16 protein-coding genes and 2 pseudogenes are annotated in these 22663 nt (G+C 42.8%); 2 read left to right on the plus strand and 16 right to left on the minus strand.

Annotated features, from left to right (window positions below; genetic code table 11):
- Positions 1 to 29: 29 nt before the first annotated feature.
- The 3 genes and pseudogenes from M1K46_RS20185 to M1K46_RS20195 form a co-directional block, all read right to left on the minus strand.
- A complete protein-coding gene (locus M1K46_RS20185; RefSeq protein ID WP_256227459.1) occupies positions 30 to 2714 on the minus strand; it encodes a UxaA family hydrolase in 2685 nt (894 codons plus the stop codon).
- Positions 2715 to 2816: 102 nt separating this feature from the next.
- A complete protein-coding gene (locus tag M1K46_RS20190; RefSeq protein WP_256227460.1) occupies positions 2817 to 3464 on the minus strand; it encodes a GntR family transcriptional regulator in 648 nt (215 codons plus the stop codon).
- Between the two features lie 191 nt (positions 3465 to 3655).
- Positions 3656 to 3963: pseudogene (locus M1K46_RS20195) on the minus strand (fumarylacetoacetate hydrolase family protein).
- An 821-nt stretch (positions 3964 to 4784) separates the two neighbouring features.
- Between M1K46_RS20195 and M1K46_RS20200 the strand changes: the two are divergent.
- A complete protein-coding gene (locus tag M1K46_RS20200) occupies positions 4785 to 6266 on the plus strand; it encodes a class I adenylate-forming enzyme family protein (RefSeq protein ID WP_256227461.1) in 1482 nt (493 codons plus the stop codon).
- A 3-nt stretch (positions 6267 to 6269) separates the two neighbouring features.
- Positions 6270 to 7997, plus strand: a complete 1728-nt coding sequence (locus M1K46_RS20205) for an acyl-CoA dehydrogenase family protein (RefSeq protein WP_256227462.1) — start codon at positions 6270 to 6272, stop codon at positions 7995 to 7997.
- 207 nt (positions 7998 to 8204) lie between these two features.
- Here M1K46_RS20205 and M1K46_RS20210 read toward each other — a convergent pair whose 3' ends face one another.
- From M1K46_RS20210 to M1K46_RS20270, 13 genes and pseudogenes are all read right to left on the minus strand, one after another.
- Entirely contained in the window at positions 8205 to 9041 is an 837-nt protein-coding gene (locus M1K46_RS20210; protein WP_256227463.1) for an SDR family oxidoreductase, read from the minus strand.
- A gap of 20 nt (positions 9042 to 9061) precedes the next feature.
- A pseudogene (locus tag M1K46_RS20215) lies at positions 9062 to 9382 on the minus strand (mannonate dehydratase); the annotation flags it as partial.
- Positions 9383 to 9435: 53 nt separating this feature from the next.
- Complete coding sequence (locus M1K46_RS20220) at positions 9436 to 10332, minus strand: ROK family protein (RefSeq protein WP_256227464.1); 897 nt, start codon at positions 10330 to 10332, stop codon at positions 9436 to 9438.
- A gap of 11 nt (positions 10333 to 10343) precedes the next feature.
- The gene (locus tag M1K46_RS20225) at positions 10344 to 11378 is read right to left on the minus strand and encodes an SIS domain-containing protein (RefSeq protein ID WP_256227465.1); all 1035 of its coding nucleotides are present in this window, start codon (positions 11376 to 11378) and stop codon (positions 10344 to 10346) included.
- On the minus strand, positions 11375 to 12337 hold the full coding sequence (locus M1K46_RS20230) for a 1-phosphofructokinase family hexose kinase (RefSeq protein ID WP_256227466.1): 963 nt from the start codon (positions 12335 to 12337) through the stop codon (positions 11375 to 11377). Before M1K46_RS20230 ends, M1K46_RS20225 begins: the two co-directional genes overlap by 4 nt.
- Entirely contained in the window at positions 12334 to 13185 is an 852-nt protein-coding gene (locus M1K46_RS20235) for a class II fructose-bisphosphate aldolase (protein WP_256227467.1), read from the minus strand. The genes M1K46_RS20230 and M1K46_RS20235 overlap by 4 nt, the downstream gene beginning before the upstream one ends.
- Entirely contained in the window at positions 13172 to 14272 is a 1101-nt protein-coding gene (locus M1K46_RS20240) for a dihydrodipicolinate synthase family protein (RefSeq protein WP_256227468.1), read from the minus strand. The genes M1K46_RS20235 and M1K46_RS20240 overlap by 14 nt, the downstream gene beginning before the upstream one ends.
- Positions 14273 to 15289, minus strand: coding sequence for an NAD-dependent epimerase/dehydratase family protein (locus M1K46_RS20245; protein WP_256227469.1), 1017 nt, complete (start codon positions 15287 to 15289; stop codon positions 14273 to 14275).
- A 67-nt stretch (positions 15290 to 15356) separates the two neighbouring features.
- On the minus strand, positions 15357 to 17462 hold the full coding sequence (locus M1K46_RS20250) for a beta-galactosidase trimerization domain-containing protein (RefSeq protein WP_256227470.1): 2106 nt from the start codon (positions 17460 to 17462) through the stop codon (positions 15357 to 15359).
- Between the two features lie 16 nt (positions 17463 to 17478).
- Positions 17479 to 18324 carry a carbohydrate ABC transporter permease gene (locus M1K46_RS20255; RefSeq protein WP_256227471.1) on the minus strand — a complete coding sequence of 282 codons (846 nt, stop codon included), beginning with the start codon at positions 18322 to 18324 and terminating at the stop codon, positions 17479 to 17481.
- Positions 18321 to 19256 carry a carbohydrate ABC transporter permease gene (locus M1K46_RS20260; protein WP_256227472.1) on the minus strand — a complete coding sequence of 312 codons (936 nt, stop codon included), beginning with the start codon at positions 19254 to 19256 and terminating at the stop codon, positions 18321 to 18323. The genes M1K46_RS20255 and M1K46_RS20260 overlap by 4 nt, the downstream gene beginning before the upstream one ends.
- A 72-nt stretch (positions 19257 to 19328) precedes the next feature.
- Positions 19329 to 20627 carry an ABC transporter substrate-binding protein gene (locus tag M1K46_RS20265; protein ID WP_256227473.1) on the minus strand — a complete coding sequence of 433 codons (1299 nt, stop codon included), beginning with the start codon at positions 20625 to 20627 and terminating at the stop codon, positions 19329 to 19331.
- A 149-nt stretch (positions 20628 to 20776) separates the two neighbouring features.
- Positions 20777 to 22663 (minus strand): beta-N-acetylhexosaminidase, encoded by a 1887-nt coding sequence (locus M1K46_RS20270; protein ID WP_256227474.1) that lies wholly within the window; start codon positions 22661 to 22663, stop codon positions 20777 to 20779.

A 22663-nucleotide genomic window follows, 5' to 3' on the forward strand; every position in this document is an offset into this window, starting at 1 on the left:
TTAACTTTTGTCCTTAAGCTTCGCCCCATTTACAACGAAACGCCCAGCAATCCGCGTGTTAATTGAAAATCAACGTTACCCTGTCGATAGAGACGTGGAGTGTAGTCATGCTCTATGGTTTGCTTGCAACGCTCAAGAATATGTCCGGTCCAAGCGGTGGGATCGCCAGTGAGTACCACATCCAAATCATTGGCATAGGTTTGCTGCACCGTCAACTCCGATGCCACTTGCAGCATAGGTACGAATGGATGTGTCTGCATTGGCTGACCATTAACCAGCGCAATAATTAACTCTACACCAGTAGCTGCTAAGCCCGTGAGGGTCTCCACCCAATGCTCAGTTGGGGTTCCCATGACGTGGAAACCGGTGAGGCGAGCATGTTCACCATAGGCCAATGACGGCTGGACATTGGACGAAGTCAACACTTTCTCCCTGTAAGCAGTGGTTGAAAGTAACCTACTGTTCTCAGGAACCACCACCATGCCACCTGCGCTGACAATCATTTTTGACAACATTGCAAACTGACCGCTAGCTGCATCTGTTACAGAACCATCGCTGATGATTCCAATGCGCAATCCTTCTAGTCCCACCGTTTCCTTCGTACTCGGCCCAGCTACGGACAATTGATCAGCAAACCATGCTTCCACCTTCTGCGATACCTTAGCAATTCCTCCGTCAAGTTGAATACTGGCGAAGCCAAGAAGGCTGCCGTCAACACCCATCTCCTCCATCTGGTGAAGCATAAAGTCATTGTGGGTTTTTTCACAGCCATGTTCCAGTAACAGACAATGCTTGACCAGCGGATGAGTGATATAGCCAATCATAGTGCGAGCATACATCTGCTCAGGTTGGCCACCATTATTGCCGCATCCTTCCGTGTGAGCCAAGGCCACAAAGTGCGAGATCTTCTCGGACCCACCAAGCCCCTGTTTGTTCAGCTGCAGAGCAATCATATTCGCCACTTGCCCGGAACAAAGACTGGTGGGCAGGATTAAGCCGATGCCAGCACTGGCCCGGGTGAAGCGAATAGGGTTGGTGGTTGCGGCGACGTCCGTTCGAATCGCAATAGGTTTCCCCGTTGGCTGTGGTGCATTAAGCAAAGTATCAAGTTGGCTAGCATCGGTTTGACGCCAGTTACGCCAGATCTGCACTTGTGAATGGCCAGCCTTCTCACCAACACTGCGCTGACCGGAGGCAGTCTGTATCATCAGTTCAAAGGCTTGGCTGCCCAACTCATCCATGGACATGCCCTCTTGATACTGACCGGCGTTGATATCCATATCATTGGCCAGCAATTCAAAGCGACGCGTCGTTGTCACCACCTTGAGAGTCGGCACAAAAGGAAAGTTGGTAACCGAACCGTTCCCTGTCGTAAAGAAGATCAGATTGCAACCTGCAGCTACCTGCCCGGCAATACCCTCGAGGTCATTACCAGGGCTATCCATAAAGTAGAATCCGGATTCGTTCATGGGCTCAGCATAGTCAATGGCATAATCGAGGCGAGTATCCGGGGCTTTCTTGCGGGCTGCGCCAATGGACTTGAGGGTAATGTTATATAAGCCACGATATTTATTGCCACCGGATGGATTTCCTTCAGCGCTCGTGCCATGCCAAGCCGCTCGCTCCTTGAATTGTTCTACTAGGGTTAAAAATTTGCGGGCGGTTTCCACGTTACGGACCTTCTGTAACACATAGGACTCAGCACCCATTAATTCATCGGTTTCTGCCAAATTGGCGGCCCCTCCATATCGAACTAATTCCTTTGATATCCAACCCAGCAGCGGATTGGCAGAAATGCCAGAAAAGGCATCTGATCCGCCACATTGTAGGGCAATCTTCAGATGGCTAATGGATTCAGGAGTCCGTTCCATGGCGCCCACCGTTAGTAACCAATCACGCACAATATTTTCCCCTATGGTCAGATTTTCTTGGAAGCCGCCTTTGATGGACAGGAATTGGTGCAACACGTCATCAACTGGATAATGATGTTCGCGTAAATACGCTTCTAGCATCCGGTTGGTCACTGTTTCGTTGCCATAGTCTACGATCAAGACAGCACCTACGTTAGGATTGACGATAAATCCGGCCAGCGTGCGCAGCAATAGCGCTAGGTTATTCGGTTGTTCAACGCTCCCCTCGGTATGAGCCACGGGGACAATCCCATCTATTTTGGGGTAATGCTTCAGTTCTCCTTGCAGACGAGCGGCAAGCTGCTTAACATAGCTCCCAGTGATTGAGGTTGTGCCCAACAGGACAATATTGTTGCGGGTACCGACGCCGCGCGCTTCGCTACGACGATAACCCATAAAGGTGCGCATTTCCGAGGAAGCGGGCAATGCTTGTGCCGGTTGGAAATTCACCTCATCTAGAACATAAGGAGGAATTTGATCAGAAAAATTGGGTGTCGCCGGCAGCGCAAATTCCAGAGAACGAAATGTAAGCGCTTCCAAAACAGCCTTGTTGATTACATAATTGCCAGGCTTAATCGACTTTATGGCCACACCAAAGGGTAAATCCCAGGAAAGTAAAGATTCACCAGGTCCAATCGCTTTCACAGCAAAGCGATGGCCTTCCATGACGGTATAATTCAAGATCAGGGCTTGGCCTTGATAGTTAATAATCGTGCCAGCATCCAGTTGTCGAGTAGCAACGGCGACATTATCTCCGGGTAAAGGAAGTCTAGCAACTTCATCAAAGTGGTAAGGTACGCTCATAGATTTTGAACTCCTTAAAGTAGATTTTACTTGGAACTAGATACCAAGGTTTGGCCAGGAAAATAAGCGGAACTTACGGTCTATCTTTTGTTTTGGGCAAGATCATCCTTCCCTATATAGTTTAAGGCAAGTTTGCTTCGTCCTTTCAAGATGTTGAATCATCATTTGTTCGGAATTTCCTGTCTCGATGCCTTCGATAATCTTTATATGTTCTTTAATGGTTTCCAATCGTCTTGCCGCACGATATAGCCCACGCATTCCTATGCGTCTGGTCATATCCGAAATTTGTTCAGAAATGCCAATGATGCGTTGATTATTGGTCGATTGATAAATCAGGTGATGGAATTCTCGATCCAGTGTGATGAATTTAAAATCATTCTGCATTTCCAAATTCATCGACTCCGTTATCTGCTTCAATCGGTTTAACGTACCTTCGTCGATAAATTCTTCTGCTTTCCGGACGATGGCAGGTTCTAACATGAATCGCAATTCAAATATATCAATGATGTCTTTAAACGTGATGGGCTTCACCTGCGTCCCTTTATAGGGAATGATTTGCACCCAATTTTCCGCTTCCAGCGTTTGCACCGCTTCCCGGAAAGGAGTCCTGCTGATGTTAAACTGTTCTTGCGCACGCCTTTCGGTGATCATTTCGTTGTCCTTTAGTTCACCTCTGATAATAGCTTCTTTTAGTATGGTATATGCCTTCATTTTTAATAGTTTTGAATCAGAAGCCACAGTCTTGTTCATTCCTTTTCTCCTCTCCTGGGGTATCTAAGGTGTAACATCCACTCGTAAAAATATACAATGTTATGAAAACTATATATTTTAATCAAGAGAATTATAAACGATGGGATAGGCGTCATTGGAGAAAAGCCTAGTCAACTCGGGAAGATCTGGGCTTTCAGAATCGAGAGGCTGACAGCCTGCCTCCCTTTAAGCTAAACATTGGTCACCGTACCAATTTTCTCGATTGACTCGGTTATTTCATCCCCTGATTTCAACCATTCCTGCCTATCTTCAGGGTAACCTAAAATGACGCCATTCGAAGTGCCGGAGAAGATTAAATCCCCTGGTTGCAGTGTGATATATTGTAGCTTACGATCGTTGCACAGCTAAAGACCATATCTCTGGTGTTGGCAGATTGACGAAGTACACCGTTGACCATGCACTTGATATCGAGGTTCGTTGGGTCTCGCACTTCATCGACTGTTCCGAGGTAAGGACCTACCGGAGCAAATTGATCCAAGGCTTTACCAAGCAGCCATTGTGGTGTGCGGAATTGCAGATCCCTTGCGATATATCATTTCCGACCATGCAGTCAAATACATGCGTAAGTGCTTCTTCTTCAGCCCACGTTTCATCCCTCCATGTTGTAAACGCTTTAATTATATCGAAAGACGAATGACAACGAATTCTAACCCATCGTGTTATAAATCCTAATACCGGATCTAGCAAGGGTTCTCTACTCGATGTGATGAAAGTCAAATATGATATAAGACTTATAATATGTGATTTATTCTGTATCATATATTATTTTAATTAAATGATATATGGTATGTTTGACTTTGTAAACATAAATTTTCTGTATATTCAGATAAAATAAAAAGAATTGATCTTCACTTTTTCAACTTGTCATGTGTTTCAAGGAGTAAATTGAAATATTTGTAATTATGAGATGTTAGACGACGAAGTATGCTACACTTTGTTTCATCCTTCCTGTTGCTAGCCTTCTTGTAATTTTTCATCATGAGAGTGCCGGATTTTCATTCGGGTCTATTTTGAGACGATGCCCTCTGCGACAAGTTTATCAATGGTTTTTCGAAACATGATTCGGCTAACTGGACTGTTCCTCTAATCGTGTTAATACTGCCCCACCTTTTTCTCATTGAAAGCCATTATGATATAAATTCATTGAGGGATATCAGTACTTTTGTATTCTATAGGCTTACTTTTTTGCCGCGTATACCATTAAAATAAAGGATTTGTACAAGAAGATGTCAAACAAATTAGTTAACACCTGGAAAAGACGAAGAAGTAAATTTTCTTGTAAAGGTGGCCATCTAAATAATGAATACCATTCACGGAGTCCTGGAACGCAACGCGCGAAAGTTTCCAAAGAAAGAAGCCTTCATTTGCGGTACAGCACGATTAACCTATGCAGATATGAACAGCAGAGCCAATCAGTTTGCCCGTTTACTTATGCAAAGAGGCATCAAGAAAAACGAACAGGTTGCCATCCTGTCTAGGAACAACGAAAATTACTTTTTTGCCTACTTTGCTCTGTTAAAAGCCGGAGCCATCCCTGTCCCTCTCAATACGAAGCTTAACGTCAAAGAAGTCTTATCGGTTATTGATCGGATGGATTGCAGGGGAATTCTTTATGAGGGCTTATTTCACCCATGCCTAACCCCAGATGAAGAAAGTTCTCTTCTTTCCTTTCCCATTGAGCAAGGAGTCACAGATTCAAAGGCTTGCTCACCAGTTAATTTAAATCTTTCCATTAAAGCAACCGACGTTTGTGAGATCATGCTAACTTCAGGAACAACCGGCTTGCCTAAGGGAGTGATGCTCACTCATGCCCAGGTTTCCTCTGTTGCCTTGGGGATCGCAATAGAATTCCATTTATCCCACAATGATCGCATCCTTTCACAAATGCCTCTTTCCCATTCCGCTCCACTAAATTGTTTTTTCATGGGCGGGCTTTATTGCGGTGCTTCTCATGTTCTTGGAGATTTCACACCTCAGAACTTTCTCCAAAGGATCCATCAAGAAAAAACGACATTCACCTTTGCCTCTCCTATCGCATATTTGCTTGCAGCCAAAGAACCTTCCCTATCGAATTATGATCTATCCAGCATGCGGGTATTCGCCTATGGCGGCGGAGCCATGCCTCTTGCTTCCTATCATTTTGTGACAAAAGCCTTTCATAACAAAAACTTCTACCAGGTTTACGGCTTAACGGAAGCCGGGCCGAACGGGTCCCTTTTGCGCCCGGAGGAACATGAACATAAACCAGGAAGCATTGGTAAAACCCCGGTAGTAAATATGGAGATGAAAGTCATCAATGATGATGGAACAGAAACTGCTCCTGGTGAATACGGTGAAATTATTTTAGCAGGTGACAGTGTGATGTCCGGCTATTTCAATAACAAAGACGCCACAGACGATATCCTTCGTGAAGGGTGGATTTATTCCGGTGACATTGCTTATCGTGACGAAGACGGCTATCTATTCATCGTCGACCGAAAAAAAGACATGATCATTCCCGGTGGTGTCAACGTGTATCCTCGCGAGATCGAAGAAACTCTGACGAAACATCCGGATGTCCTTCAAGCATGCGTTGTAGGGATTCAAGATCAGGAGTGGGGCGAAACCATCAAGGCTGTTATTGTAAGAAAAGAAGATTCAGAGGTCTCAGAAGGTGAACTTAGAAGCTTTTTGTCTGTTCATCTAGCTGAATATAAGTGCCCACGTACATACAGTTTTGTTACTGAACTGCCGTACAATGCCAACGGTAAAATCTTAAAACAGCTCGTAAAGGAGATGTGACACGTGAAAAACAATGTTAAGAACAATAGCTGTATCGACTATACAAAATGGAAACAAGGAAAGGAAGCCAATTGGTATAATGACGATCCGATACTTGTCCGCTATGCTAAACGTTACCTTTCAGAGCCCATCTTTACATATGTTGAACCTGCCTTTCAAAAAACAGGAACGCTTGCTTCCGGGCCCATTGATCAACGAGCGGTACATACAGATCGTGAAGGCGCTCCGAAACTGATTCGATATAACCGCAAAGGTGAAGAAATCAATGAAGTCTGGTATAACGAGGGATATTTGCAAACGGTAAAGGACGGTTATGGAACAGGCGTCGTATCCTATCGCTATGATGAGAACGCCCCTGAAAAGGTTCCTTTCATGGTGAACTCCATTCTGCTTTATTTGCTGTGTGAAGCTGAAAATGGCTTCACTTGTCCTGTAGGACTTTCACAGTCCGTTGCTTTCGTTCTTGAAAAATTCGGATCCACTCAGCAAAAGAACGATTACCTTTCCCGCCTGTCCTCTACCGATCCTGAAGTACACGCTCAAGGAGCGACATTTTTAACCGAGATACAAGGCGGGTCAGATGTGGGAGCAACCCAAACCATTGCAGTTAAACACGGCGACCACTATCTCCTGACAGGGGAAAAATGGTTCGCGAGCAATTGTGATGCCGAAATTGCCATTGCCCTCGCAAGAGTCAGCGAAAAACCATCTACAAAGGGACTCGGACTTTTTATCGTGCCAAAGACACTGTCAGATGGGACAAAAAACAAGGTAACGATAAGAAGGCTTAAGGATAAACTGGGTGTCCGTGCAGTCGCCAGTGGGGAACTCATCTTAAAGGAGGCAGTCGGATATCTCATTGGTGAAGAAGAGAACGGCTTTAAATACATGGCAGAAGCTCTCAATGTTTCAAGGCTTGGCACCTCACTCGCAGGGCTTGCAGTTGCAAGAAGAGCACTTCTTGAAGCGGCCGTCTACACAAGCCATCGTAATGCATTCGGGGCAGCGGTTATCTCTTATCCCATGGTACAGGAATCATTGACGAACATGATGACTGAAATTGAGGCAGCATGGTCGATCTCCACTCAGATGATTTCTTTATTCGACCGGGTGCATACCTTTAATGAATCCACCCCTGGAAGTACAGCACTCCTCAGGATCCTGCTCTCACTAGCCAAATACCGGTGCAGCGACCTAGGCGTATCTGCTGCCAAGGAGGCGCTTGAACTGCATGGAGGCAATGGATACATTGAAGAGTATGTTACCCCTCGCCTTCTTCGGGATGCAGTCGTTAATCCGGTTTGGGAAGGAACCGCAAACATCCAATCGCTCGAAGTGCTAAAAACGCTTCAAAAGGGCGGAACAGTACCGTTTTTAGAAGATTTGAATCAAACCCTGAACCAAATCGAAAATTCCGAACTTCTTCAGCTCCGAACCCAAATAAAGATGGAAGTTCAACGAATGGAAGAACTGTTTGAACATGTATTAAAACAAGATGGTCAGCAGCAAAGTGCCCTCGCGAAGAAACTGGCGGATTTTATGTATGATGTGTATACAGCCGTCCATCTACTGGAAGAAGCGCAATATGATCTTCAACATACGGGAGATAACAGGAGAATGATCGTCGCAGAACACTGGTACAGAATGAGATTTGATCGTTCTCCTGATCGCGGGATCCTGGGTGATACCATTACCGATGAGAAGTTTGAGAAAATCGTTTGCTTTCATTGAAAATTGAAGGATGAAGGAGCGGGGAAAACTCCGCTTTTTTTTTTTTGCAAAAAAAGAACCGAATCAAAAGGATCCGGCTGCTCAATGAGGGTATTTCATCAGGGGGTGTGTCAAGAGATTGTTTAATCCCAACGATTATACTCCCTATCATACCACAACGCTTTAATAAGTAAATGCTTTTATGCATTAAATTAATAAAATTATTTTTCACACACCTGAAAAAGCCATAAATCCACCATCTACTGGAACAGTAATACCCGTCACAAATCCGGAGTATGATTCATCCGCTAACCAAAGCATCGTTCCTGGTAAATCCTTTGGTTTCCCAAACCTCTTCATCGGAGTGCTTCCTATAATTTTACTTGACCGGTCTGTATAGCTTCCGTTTTCCTTCAAAAGCAGTCCGCGATTTTGTGTCGTTAAAAAGAACCCCGGTGCAATCGCATTCACACGCAGACCTGTTTCCGCAAAATGGACGGCCATCCACATCGTAAAATTATTGATCGATGCTTTTGCCGCACTATAAGCAGGCACTTTTGTCATGGGTGAGTAAGCACTCATGGATGAAATATTGATAACAGCCGGTGATTCTGCCTGCAGCAATGCCTTGCCGAATACTTGAGATGCAAGAAAAGTGCCGGTAAAGTTAGTTGAGAACACGTTGGAAAATCCGTTCTCATCCATATCAAAAAATGATTTTCCTGAAGCTTCTTCGTCGTATGTCTCAAAGTCAGTGATCGCATCGGGATGGTTGCCTCCAGCCCCATTGATCAGTAGATCGATGGAACCAAACGATTCTAAAATCTCCTCTTTCGCCTTTTCTAATGATTCCCGGTTCAAAACGTCAGCGGAGACAGAAAGAGCGGTGCCGCCAGACTGCCGGATCTCGTCGACAACCTTTTGCCCTTTTTCAGCGGTACGGTTCAGAACTGCCACTTTCATGCCGTGGCGGGCGAGCTCACGGGCCATCTCGGAACAAAGGACCCCGCTGCCGCCGGTGATGACCGCTGTTTTATGGTTTAAGGTTTCATGCACGGGAATCATACGCTAACTCCTTTTTTACGCATGAAGTTGTAGCAGATGACCTTTACTCCAAATTCAGTAAGGTTGCGGATCGTTTGCTTATAATTTTCAATATAACTATTGCGTTCTTCATTGCCGAGTTTGATCGCTTCATGGATATTCACACTTTCTACAACCTCTGCATGAAATCCCTTTGATTGAATGTACTCCACTTCAGCCTTTATTTCTTCCTTATCCCATACTTCCCCGACAGGCTTTTGGTGCAGCGCCCAAACGATTCCCTTCACTCCTGGAATTTGTTTAACATGATCCAGTGTGACCGTATCGTTCCCGCGGCCGTACCATCGAAATGTGATATTCATCTTACACCTCCGTATCGTTCAGTGGTTAAGTAAATAGATTAAGAGAGTACACTCTACTTCTTTTGGGACCTAAAGTCAGGATTTCTTTTTAAAGCCGCTCCAATAAGTGCTGCCTTTCCGTCAAGATGGCTTATGAACAATCTGTCTACTGTTCCTTGCTGTTCCGGCAAGACTAAGTCCTTTAAAGAATCCTTGATTGATCGTAACAAAAAGGGGTTTTGGGTTATTACACTACCTCCGATGATTATTTTATGAGGATCAAACAAATTAATAATGGTGTAAATTCCCTTACTAAACGTTTTGATCACATCATCCATCAATACAATGGAACACGAATCACCTTTATAATAGTTCTTGACCCATTCCTTTGTGGAAAAATGCTGACCGGTTTGAACCCTTCCTCTTCTGGAAATAGCTGGGCCACTTGCAAGCTCCTCAATTCTCTGATTGCTTGATGTCACAAAAGATAATCCAAGTTCTCCGGCAAAACCACATCCATTGAGGACTGATCCATTATACAAGGTGCAGCAAGCAATACCGGTACTCCATGTAATATACACAAAAATTTCGTTTGATTTACTGTTAGCATGCAGCCACTCACCATATGCAGCCATAACGACATCATTATCAATCCAGACTTCCGTTTGAAATGTATTTCTTAACCTTTCTGCAATGGGAAAGGACGACCAGGAAAGATTGTTTTGATAGACAGCCATTCCTTTTTCAACATCCACTTTTCCAGGAACACCTGCACCAATACCATGAATATCTTTCCATGAAACACCAGCATCTGACACCACTCTTTTTATGCAATTCACAACTTGATCGAACATTTCTTCAGGGTGATGAGGCTTGCTTTGAATGGTTTTTACTTCCTGGCAACTTCCTTGTTCATCGACCAGACAAGCCGCAATTTTGGTACCGCCGATATCTACACCAATAGAATACATCGATTGACCTCCTATGAAGAAAAGCTAATCTTAACCACCTGATTAAGATTTCTAGGATGGTCGGGGCTTAATCCTAGCGCAGTTGCCCGATAATAGGCTAACATTTGTAAATAAGGCATTAGACACAGTAATGCTGCTTTACAATTGGAACTGCATGGAACGGTAATAACAAGGTCTGCTCCTAATCGTTCATGCTGGTTTCCAATCAGGACTGTCCGCCCACCGAATGACTGAACATCGAGAAGCAGCGATTCTTCTATTTTTCTTGGCAGGTCACCGGTTGATAACAATAATACAACGGTCTTTTCATCTACCATTGAGATGGGACCATGCCTAAATTCAAGGGCAGAATAGGCCTCACATTCGGTTTGTGTCATCTCTTTTAATTTGAGGCAGCCTTCTTCCGCTAATCCAAAAGAGCTTCCCGTTCCAAGAAAAATAAACCGTTGATTCTGCTCAGTCTCAGCAATCTCACGCATCATTTCTGTATCCTTCAACGTCTCTTTTACTATTTGGGGAACAAGCAGTAAATCATGCAGCTCAAGCTGAGCCAGTCGGGCAGAATATAGCTGTAGTGCGTACAGCATGTTCGTGAACGATTGAGTCATGACAACACTTTTTTCTTGTACGTGATTCAATATGATAGATTCTCCACTTAATTGAGTAATTTCGGAATCGGCATGGCAAGTCACAGCAAGGGTTGCAATTTTCTTATTTCCTTTTACCGATTTTAATGCGTGCAGAACTTCTGATGTTGTTCCAGATCGGGAAATAGCGATTAGTTTATAATGGCAATCTTGTGCAAATGTCTGTTGAGGATGTAAAAAAACTTCCGAAGCTGGAACCGCTTGAGCAGCCATTCCTGTTGTTTCTTGAAAAAAACGAGAAGCAGAAATGGCAAGATAATAAGAGGTTCCGCATCCAATAAACAAGTGAACACATTTATTTTCAGGTTTCTTTATTGAAAGATCCAACATAAATTTTTGGGTTGTTTCCAATGTTGCTGCCTGTGAATGGATTTCTTGAAACGTAAATGAGCTACTCATGAATAGTACTCCTTTCCATTACGTAAGATGGTTACACTTTTTTTCAATTCGTTCCATCTTTCCAGCGATATAACTCCAGCTCTTTCTTCCATGGCATTAGCAGCTGCAGCAGCTGCAGCAGCTCGCAATACTTCGGCTGTTTTTTTACCTTCTATCATTTTTGCAATGAGAGCGGCAATGAGTGTATCTCCGCAGCCGACCGTATTTACTGCTTGTAATTTAGGAGGCACCACTTTCCATCTCTCACCATGGATGACGGCAAACAATCCGTTTTCCCCCATCGATACAAAAGGATAAGAGATACCTAGATTTTGGCAGTGTATGATCCAATCAAAAATATTATCCTCTGACCAAGTTGTTCGGTTTGTCATCTCTATAAGCTCCTGAAAATTCGGCTTGATCATAAAAGGCTTAGCTTTAATTGCTTCCTTTAAGGACTCACCGCTTGTATCCACGACCGCCTTTGCGCCTAAAAGTTGAACGATACCTACCAAATCCTCGTAGGTGTATGAAGGCAAACCAGAAGGAAGACTGCCCGAAAAAACAACAAATTCACTTATCTTTGCAAGCTGCTGCAGGCGGCGGCGAAACCCGCCATATTCTTCCTCTGAAATGACAGGTCCTTTCTCCAATAGTTCTGTTTGGCTCCCTGCCTCTTCATCCAATATCGTCATACACAGTCGGGATTCACCTGCTGCAGGTTCAAAATCATGTTTCACTGCAGAGAGATCCAGCATGTTGCATATGCTCTTTCCGTTATTGCCCCCAGCAAACCCAGTGGCAATGACAGGAACATGGAAAGCTTTTAATACTTTTGCCACATTGATACCCTTGCCTCCCGGTTCTTTGTGACATGTTCCTACCCGGTGTATGTGGCCGGTTCTGAAGCTGGAAAGTTTATAAGTAATATCAATAGCAGCATTTAGGGTAACTGTCGTAACAAAGTTCTGATTTGTCATTGTACGGTTTTTGGAATGGACTTCAGCAGCAATAGTTTTTCTTTCACGATGGATTTTACAGCTTCTCTTGATGTCACGAAAACCTTACGCGGATCATTCTGAAGAGGATTTTCATGTAAAAAATGGGACAGCTCTTTAAAAAAAGCCTGCTTTAACTCTGTTGAGAAATTCACTTTACTTACGCCACAGCCTATCGCCCGTTTTAGGTCTTCATCCGGAACTCCGGACGCACCATGCATGACGATAGGAACTCCGGTTTGTTCCGAGATTTTTTTTACACGGTCAAAATCCAGCCTTGGCGCCTTTTTATACTGACCATGAGCTGTACCAAATGCTGCAGCTAAAAAGTCAATCTTCGTTCTATACACAAACTCCTCTGCCATGGAAGGGTCTGTATAATATTCCATGTCTTGTGATTCATCGTCTGCCTTTCCGATAGCACCCAATTCTGCTTCTACTGGTACATTTACATCGTGGCAAACACTAACTACTTGTTTAACCAAATCGATGTTCTCTTCAAATGGGAGGAGAGAACCATCAAACATTATGGAAGTATAGCCTCCACGCACACATTGATGTACGGTTCTTATGCTTTCTCCATGATCCAGGTGGAGGGATACTGGAACACTGACACCGTCAGCTGCGGTTTTAACCATGCTTACCATATGATCCATTCCCATATAATAAATGGTTGCAGGAGTGGATTGTAAAATTATCGGTACGTTCAAATCATCAGCAGCTTCAGTAATGGCTCGAATCATTTCCAAGTTATGAGCGGGAAATGCTCCGATCGCATAATGGTTTCGATAGGCATCATTCACCATTTCCTTTGAGCTAACTAACGGCATTGGTATCCTCCTTTACATCATTGATTTTCCTTTTAAAGCGGTTCTTTTTCACAAAATCATCGTCATTTAAGTGGGGATATTGATGATAGAGCCGATTAATTTCCTCCATTTGTCCCGGTGATAAATCTTCCTTTTGATTTAAACACCATCTTCCTTCCAGCATTCCTTGCCTTCGAAGTATTTCATGGATGCCAGGAATACATCCAGAAAACTGATGGGCAGCATCAAAAATTACAGCATTAGCATCCGTTATTTCTATATTCCGTTGCAATAAGTCATCATAACTTACTGCGTTCGGAGCATTCTGCAGCCTTTTTTTTATGTCCTCCAATAGTTCCACTGCTTTCTTGGTCCAGACTGCCCAATGACCAAGCAGTCCTCCGACAATTCTTTTCTCAACCAATCGGCCATCGATAACAAAACGGTAAGGCGTGAGTAAATCAGCTACAATATTGTCGTCATTCCCGGTATAAAGCGCTATTTCATCTGTTCTTCCTGATTCACAGACTGCTCTTACTACGTCTATTGTTTGATAACGATTGAACGGAGCAATCTTGATTGCCATCACATTTGACAGGTTCGCTATTCTTTTCCAAAACTCATAACTTAGGATTCTCCCGCCAACAGAAGGCTGCAAATAAAAACCAAAGACCGGAATTATGGAAGAGATGGCTTCCATTCGTTCAAAAAGCTGTTGTTCTGTCCAGTCAGACAGCCCACCCATGCTGACCAAACCTAAATCGTAGCCAAGCTCTCTTGCCAGCCTTGCCTCTTTTAACGCTTGATCTGTTGGTCCGCAAATTCCCGCAACCATAACAAACGGCCGGTTAAGGCTTGCGTCAGCTGCTTCCTCTATCGCTAATCTCAAGACCTCTTCAAACATTTTTGGCTGATCGCGAATTTCAAACTGGGTAGTATGCACTCCTACTGCAAGACCACCGGCACCTGATGCAATATAATACCTTGTTAATCTTTTTTGGCGTTCTCTATCCAGTTGCCGGGAAGAAGTAAGGGCTAAGGGGTGGGCGGGTATTACCATACCCGATAAAAGAGCTTTATGCTTTTCTGGGCAAAGCTGTGCATTCATTTAAAAAGCTCCTTCCCGTTGCTGAAAATGAGTCGGCTTGTTAATCATTATTCCGTCTTTTTCGACCCACCGGGCAACCCATTCAATCATCTGCTGAAGCGGCACATTGGGATAACCCAATAATTGATGAGCTTTTGATGCATTGCTTAATAACGCTGTTTCTTTTTCTTCATTTAGAAAAACGGGTTCCTTTTGCAGCAGATTTCCAAACTGTCTGGCAAGCCAGCGGATAGAGATGGTTTCTGGACCTGTTACATTTATAATCAATGGCGGAGAGTCTGCCAATCTTAAACTTCGGATGGCCATTTCGTTGGCATCTCCCTGCCATACGACATTTACATGCCCCATATTTAAATCAATGGGTTTTCTTTCTTTTACTTGCCTTGCCACATCCAGCAGCACGCCATACCGTAAATCAATGGCATAATTTAATCGGAAATGGACGATTTTGATTTGATGCAGGTGAGCAAAATATTCAAAAATACGTTCTCTCCCCAAGCAGGATTGAGCGTATTCCCCTATTGGGCCAGTTGGATGGGTTTCTGTGGCCCCACCTTTTGATACAGGTGTCAGGGGATATACATTTCCAGACGAGAAATTGACAATATTTGCTCCTTTGAATTTTTGGGCCACACATGCTGGCAAGTAAGTATTCATAGCCCATGTATACGCCTCATTGCCGACCGTTCCAAATTTAAATCCAGCCATATGGATAACATTTTCAGCTTCTGGGAGTTGATTCAGCTGATGAGGATCCAATAAATCCGCAGCGATAGTTTCTACTCCTTCTTGCTCTAGTTCTATTCGGGCTGGGTGGCTGCTGAAGCGGGATACAGCAATGATTCTTTTTGAAAGCCCCGCTTTATCTGCAGCCCTTCTTGCCATTTTTGCCAAAGTTGGCCCCATTTTCCCGCCTGCCCCAAGAATGATAATGTCACCGGAAATGCTTCTTATATCTTCAATTAATCTTGGGGATGGTTCCGAAAGCTTTTTTTCTAATTCCGCTATTGTATTCATAGGTCTCTTTCATCTCTCCTTTTTAAGACAAGTCTTTTTAATGTCCCTAATTTTCAAAACCAGTTCCTTACGTTGACAATAAACAAATGTCCACGACTTCATATTCTTTAATTGTCGGCAGTTGGATCCTTGCCCATCCTCCGTGCTGGACAAAGTCTGCGCTTTTTTTGCTTCGTAAAAATGTAATAGAATCAACCTCTTTTGGTAATCGGATGTTTATCGTCAAATCTGGTAAAGGCAGTACTTCAGTAATCGGTCTCGTCATCGAAGCTGTGTAATTGATTACATGAATAAGAATGCGGTTCTCCCCTTGATTTCTCAAGGATACATGAATGGATTCTGTATTTTGTACCGAACCGACGTGGATTGGAATTTCCACCAGTGACTTCACCGCATTCTCCATCAGCTTCCTGTATTCCGGAAGAGCATACGCTTCATAAAATTTGCCTACATTTCCGGCAAAGTAAATGCTTTCTCCCAATCCATAGCCATTTTTAACGACATAGGGGTGCGATGTTTTTCGCGGAAGCTCACAATATCTCGAAATCTGTTTTTCCCGGTAGAACATCACGCTTTCTGCACCATGATTGCTAGCAACTTCAGTTCCTAACCGTGCAGCTGGAATTAACTGCTGGTCAATGGATGTAAGCAAATCATGACGTGAATCACATTCAATATGATCGTATTGGCAGTGGCGAATAGCACGTAACGTTATGCCAAACACTTCTGCTAACAAAGGCTGATTCCTTTTCTGCCCATCTTCCTGATAAAGAGAAGTATCAAATGATCCTATGACCTTCCCTCCTCTATTAACATAAGCTTTGATACGGTTGGCCTCTTCCTCGTTCATGACACTCACATTGGGCAAAATTAAAAGTTCATACTTTGCAAGTGAACCATCTGTTATCGATGCATTGTCTACAATATCAAACGGTATCCTGCTTCTTGATAAAACATCATACCAACCCATAAAGGAACCTCGGGCATCGCTCTTGTCAGGATCTCTCATTTTGTCCTGGCCAGCTGTAAAATCGGTTTCTTCTGCGGAAGATTGATAAAAATTGGCGGTATCATAAGACCACATTAAAGCAACAGATGCCATTGATTTTGTATCGGTATAACACCCTTCATTCTCTTCAAGAAAGGTATTGATTTCCCTCACCGTTTGCATTCTTGGGTCAAGATTATTGTCATTGTAAACTCCATACCACGTATTGGCACCGTGAGAAACAGCCATTGCATGAGTCAGCCATGTTTCAGCTGCCGATAATAAATAACGGGACCAGGGGGCAAGCCGGCCGGCAATCGCTACACAATAAGGTTTGCCAGCAGACTGGGTTTCAAGCAGTTGAGCTGTGGCAGCAGGTTTCCAGATCGGGACCTGTCTCAGATCATCACTTAAAAATCCTCCTTCGGCTAAGAGCATATCTTGATGTTCAACGGTAAGCCGGTTATCCCGGCTGCAATAAATGGTTGGGACCAGTTGAGGGCTGTTCATGTAAATCATGGCATCCGGTTTTTTGCTTTTTAATAAACGGCTTGCTTGTTTCATAAAAAGGGCAATGGACTCCCTTTTAAAACGAAATAAATCCTTTCTTTCTTGAGGCGTTGCTTTTTCCCACACAGGAAGTTCATAATGAAAAGCCTTTTGGAAATCATGTTTACAGCTTCTGCAATAGCATCCTTCAATACGAAAAAAGGGACCATCCAGGAAAATCCCTTTTATTTTATAAGCTGACAGATTTCTTATGACTTGAAAGGCATACTCGCGAAAAGGGGAATTTATGCAAGAATATGCCCCAGATCCATAAGCACTTGGTATGGGCTCACCATCCGGAAAAACCTGCTGATAGTCAGGATGCTGCACAGCAAGCGAGGATGAAAGCCAGTGAACATTGAAGTATACAATAGGGTTAATTTCCAGCTTGTCATACTGGGATTCTATTTGTTCCAAAATATTTTTTCTAACTTCTACAGCACAATCAGATGGATAGAACGTTATGCCGGACTCTCCTTCAGCAATATCATGTACTTCTACGTGTTCACAATTAAAGCCCAGGCTTTTTCGAATGAGAAACTGCTCTTGAAGGTCAAGCCTTTCATAAACTTCAGGCCCGGGTGGAATAAAATCAACAATCCTCAACGGTTTTTTTTTCCATGCTAATGTTCTCATAGGTTACCAATGCTCCTTAGCCTTTAATCGATCCTTGCAGCCCGCTTACAAAATGACGCTGCATGGCAATGTAAAAAATAATAACGGGAACAAGGGAAATAACAACTCCAGCAGCCATTGTTTTTACATCCGTACCAAACGTTCCGGATAAGTAAGCAAGCCCCAAGGAAATCGGGAACAAACTGTCATCTTTTAATATGATGAGCGGCCACATGAATGAATTCCAAACAGAAATAAATGCAAAAACACTTAAGGCGGCAAGCGTCGGTCTTGTTAATGGCAGTATGATACTCCACCACACACGAAAAGGACCACAGCCATCGATAATCGCAGCTTCCTCAATTTCTTTGGGAATTGCCAAATAGGCCTGCCTCATTAAAAAGATAGAAAAACCTCCTACTAGACCTGGTAAAATAAGTCCCCACCATGAATCTACCAATCCCAGCTTTTCCACAATGATATACAAGGGTACCAATTTCCCCTCTTCAGGGAGAAACATAGTTGCGATAATGGCATAAAAGATAAAATTTCTTCCCGGGAAATTCATTCGGGCCAAAGGATAAGCCGTTAGGGCAGTTAAAAAAATGTGGGCAGGAACCATGATGATGATTAATAGAAATGAATTTAACAGATAACGCGGAAAAGGAATAGCCGTCCACGCTTCAATAAAATGGTCAAAGACAGCGGGTTTTGGAATAAAACTTGGCGGAAAACTGAAAACATCCTGGCTGTTCGACTTGAATGCAGTAGATAAAAGCCATAAAAATGGTCCTATGAAGATGCAGGCTACCCCAATTAACAGCAAATACAAGAGAGTAAGTTTACTAACTTTCTTCCAATTTGTTTTTTGTCTATTCATCATTGTATGGATTGCCCCCCTCTTGAAAGCTTGTAATTGAAGATGGTCAGGACCATAAGGATCAGCCACAATACCATTCCCATAGCAGTAGCGTAGCCCATATCAAATTCAACAAACGCTTTTTGATAGATATAAAGAGGTAGAGACATTGTACTGTCCAGTGGGCCTCCACCTGTCATTACGTAGATGCTCGTAAACATTTGAACCGTTCCGAGTGTGGCCATAACAACTGTGACAGCAAAAACAGGCCTTAGCTGGGGTAAGTATACATGCCAAAGAATTCGGATTTTTGAAGCCCCGTCAATTTTTGCCGCTTCGATCAACTCCTTGGAAACCGTCTGCAAGCCAGCTAAATAAATCAGCATATAAAAGCCCGCCGCCTTCCAAGCTTCCAGCATAGAAACCGCCGGAAGTGCTGTATTTTTATTCAACAGCCAATTTATGTCTGCATGATCCCATCCTATTCCATGAAGGGCTGCATTAATTAAACCGGTTGGATGATATAAATATTTCCACACGATGGCTACAGCCACCATCGCTGTTACAACAGGGAGATAAAAAATAACACGGAAGAGAGTGATTCCTTTAATCGAACGGTTTACAAGTATGGCCAAAAATAAAGGGAGGATGACCAGCATAGGGACGGTTATAACAAAGTATTTCATGGAGTTGCCCAGTGCAATCCAAAATTTTTCGTCCTCCATCATCATTTTGTAGTTTTTAAGCCCCGTCCATTCAGCAGGAGATAAAATATGATATTCGGTAAAAGAATAATAGAAAGCGTTCAGAGTCGGCACATATTCAAAAACGAGGAGGAGCACAATTGCCGGCAGCAGGAAAACATAAGGAACATAGTTGAATTTTTTCTTTTTCTTTTGTTTAACTGAAGCTTTGACCGTTTGGTGAATATTTGTTTCTACTTGGTGGACGGCCATTTTACCACTCCTTTCAATCAAACAGTAGCAGCGGACGGGAAACCCTCCGCTGCTCTTTTTAGGTACTAAACGTTATTTTTGATTCTTTAGTGCTTGATTCCAATAGTCTACCGATTTATCCAGTGCTTCTTTTGCCGATTGTTCACCCATCAAGGCAGCACGGATTTGTTCAGTAAAATAGTCTCTTAACTTTTCCTCATCTTTGATCCCTAAAATATTAACCTTTAAATGCGGAGCTGTTTCCACCATAATTTTCCTTGCTTCATCATGAATGGTCTTCCCCTTTGATTCTTTAAAAAACGGGTCTTCCAATGTTTCAGTAGTCGATGGGAATATAGGAACAAGTTTGGCAAAATCCAATTGATTCTTTGCGTTAGTAACAAAAAGAGCAAACTTAGCGGCTTCTTTAGGATGCTCTGATTTCTTTGGTACGACAAAGGTTTGAATGGCTTTAACAGCTACGGTTCCATCTCCTCCGGTTACAGGTTTTGTCACTTTGATCTTCTTAATTTCATTAGGAGCATTTTTTTCCAGATTGAGTAAGGTGGCTGCTACGGACTGCCCAGCCTGTGCCTGCTGCTTATTTTCATAGGTTTGCTGAAGCTGACGGTCATCCTTCGTTACCGCCCCGGGAGCAATTGCTCCATTCTTGTAGCCGTCTACAAACATTTGTACAAATTTCACGTGTTCGTCTGAATTAAATACCGCTTTTGTATGATCATCATTAAGGATGGGAAGCCCTTGGCTCACAAAAACTTCAATACCCGGCAAGTCATTGGAACCATATACTTTTGGAAGTTTCTCATGAATCATTTTTCCGTTTTCCAAGCTTTCTTCCCATGTTTTTGGTGGATTGTTGGGATCTAATCCTGCCTTTTTATACACTTCTGTATTAATGGTGCCAATTGGAGGTCCGCCATAGTACCACGGAAGCCCTTGAAGTTCATCCTGGAATGTTAAGCTGTCAATCAATCCAGGAATATACGCATTCAATTCATCTTTGGAGATAAGTTTATTAAGCGGGGACAGAACATTGTACTGCTGAATCATGGAGATATCACTGCTGGCCAGATTGACCACATCCGGCACTTTCCTGCTTTGTAAGGATGTCAAAAACTTTTTGGACGCATCGGCACCCGGAACATCTACCCATTTAATCTTGATATTCGGATTGGCCTTCTCGTAATCATTGATCATACCCTGAATATAATCATTAAAATTCTTCTTTAAATTAATCGTCCAAAATTCAAGTTCCACCTTTTCTCCGTTTTTGCTGTCACTTGATGCTTTTTCCTCGTTTGAACAAGCTAACAAGGGAATAAATGCAAGTAGAAAGACCAAAAATAGAAACGCCAGTTTTTTCCTTTTCACGTAAGCCCCTCCCCAACCATCAAATTTGATTTAACCAGGTTTATGAAAGCATTTTTGTAAAGGTTTTCATAAACTTGACTTCATTATAATGACCACTTTATTTATAGACAAGTCTTTTAACTGTCTTTAAATATATGATTTTTCAACATTTACAAAGGATTGGCAGAAACAATCCGCTGATATTTAATTTCCTTCCCTACCCCTTTCTTTGAGTCACGGGAAAATGAATCATAAAATAGCTTTTCCTCCTCCATTTCATCCAGTGTATCAATTCGTCCATCAATAAAAGACATAAGCCGATCCCGTACTGTCTCTATCCTTGCCAGCAGTCCGCCATAACGAATATCAAGGATTTCCCATCCAAATGGTTTGTTATTTGTAAACCATTGTCTTCGATGGATCATATGAAGCTCCTTAACGGCTTCTTCTAAAAGGTTCAATTCTTTTATAGCTATTTCCTTTAGTTCTTCCTTCCTGTTTCCATGGTAAAATTCACTTATTTTTAATCCTAATTCACTCTTAATGCTTAGTACCGTACACAGCTTCATCATGAACGAGTAAAGAGATTTCCAAGGAGAAGATGTCCCCAAATATCTTTGCAGTTCGTCTTTAATGTCTTGAAAATGGTGTGAAAATCCGAGGCCATCTATATTTTTATCGAACAATCCGAGTAAAATATCCTGCCACAGCAGGTACTTTGCGGGACTGTCGGGAATCAGGGCATGTATGTTAGCTTGAGGATGCACATCTAACTTTCCCATCGTTAAAAATGCCTCATAATTTCCACCCGTGCAGAATTCAAACCGCTTTTTCAGCTTGTGTTCGTCAACAATGCTGTTATACCCATGTTCCGCAAATAACTGCAAACCTAAAAGGGCAAAAAAGAAATTGCTTTCCGCGCCATTATCACCCCACAATGTCGCAAAAACCTCTCTCACGCCTTTTCTTTTGCATACAGCCAAGGCAGGATTGCTTGTATGAAACGTCTTTTCATAATGAATCGTAGGACCATGCCAGGTCCAGATTCCTCCTGCAAAAATCGGGAGACTTCCGAAAGCAGCATGTTTGTCAATATACTGCTCATAAAAGCCTTCTTCCTCATTGTAATAATCCCAATACACCATTTGTACTTGTTTAGAGACTTGTTTTGTCTCTTCTTCAGGGATTTCAATATTTAAATCATAATAGGCATCCGTTTCAGACCATACTCGAAAGTACATATCACTCCAAATCATGGGACGCAATTTATACTTTTTCAGGATATCTTCGACTAGCTTTAAATGTTGAGTCATTAAGGAATAACGGTTTTTTTTCCCCTTCTGGTCAAGGTAGTTTCCCCTGCCTAGTCCATGTGCTTCGTCCATTCCAATATGGATTCGCTTACTTCTAAAAGGAGATGAAGCTGATACAATCATTTTTTCTATGAACTCATATGTGTTTTGATTCCCGACCAGCAAGACGTCTTCCGTGTCTCTGATCGCTGAAGTGTGAGACCATTTTAAATACGTTGATAAATGGGCTAACGTCTGTATGCAGGGAATCACTTCGATTCCTAAAGAGTAGGCGTAATCATCAATTTCTTGAAGCTCCTCATTACTATATCGTCCGCGCATATAGCCAAAATACGGATCATCATCAATCGTATACGTGTCTTCTGTATACAGCATCATGACATTTAAGCCCATAATGGCCATATAACGAAGAAAAGTTTTGGCCGTTTCGGTTTTCATGACAGCGTTTCGGGAACAGTCAAACATTGCCCCATTCATATCAAAATAGGGCTGTTCTGTTATGTGGAACATTTCTTTTTCACGCGTTGCTTCCACAAATAATCCCAGCGCCCGGAAAAAATGTATTTTATCGTGGTAAACAATCAAACCTTGGCCATTTTCCAGCTGAACATCTAGATGCGAGTTTGAAGATTTTACTACATGAATGGGAAGTCCATCTTCACATATCTCAATGCCAAGCAGTGGAGCAATTTTTTCAATTCCTTCTTGCAATGTCTCCAACTCACCCAGAAATGACACTTTCAT

The sequence above is a fragment of the Fictibacillus sp. WQ 8-8 genome (genome assembly GCF_024494405.1).
Taxonomy (GTDB): domain Bacteria; phylum Bacillota; class Bacilli; order Bacillales; family Fictibacillaceae; genus Fictibacillus_C; species Fictibacillus_C marinisediminis.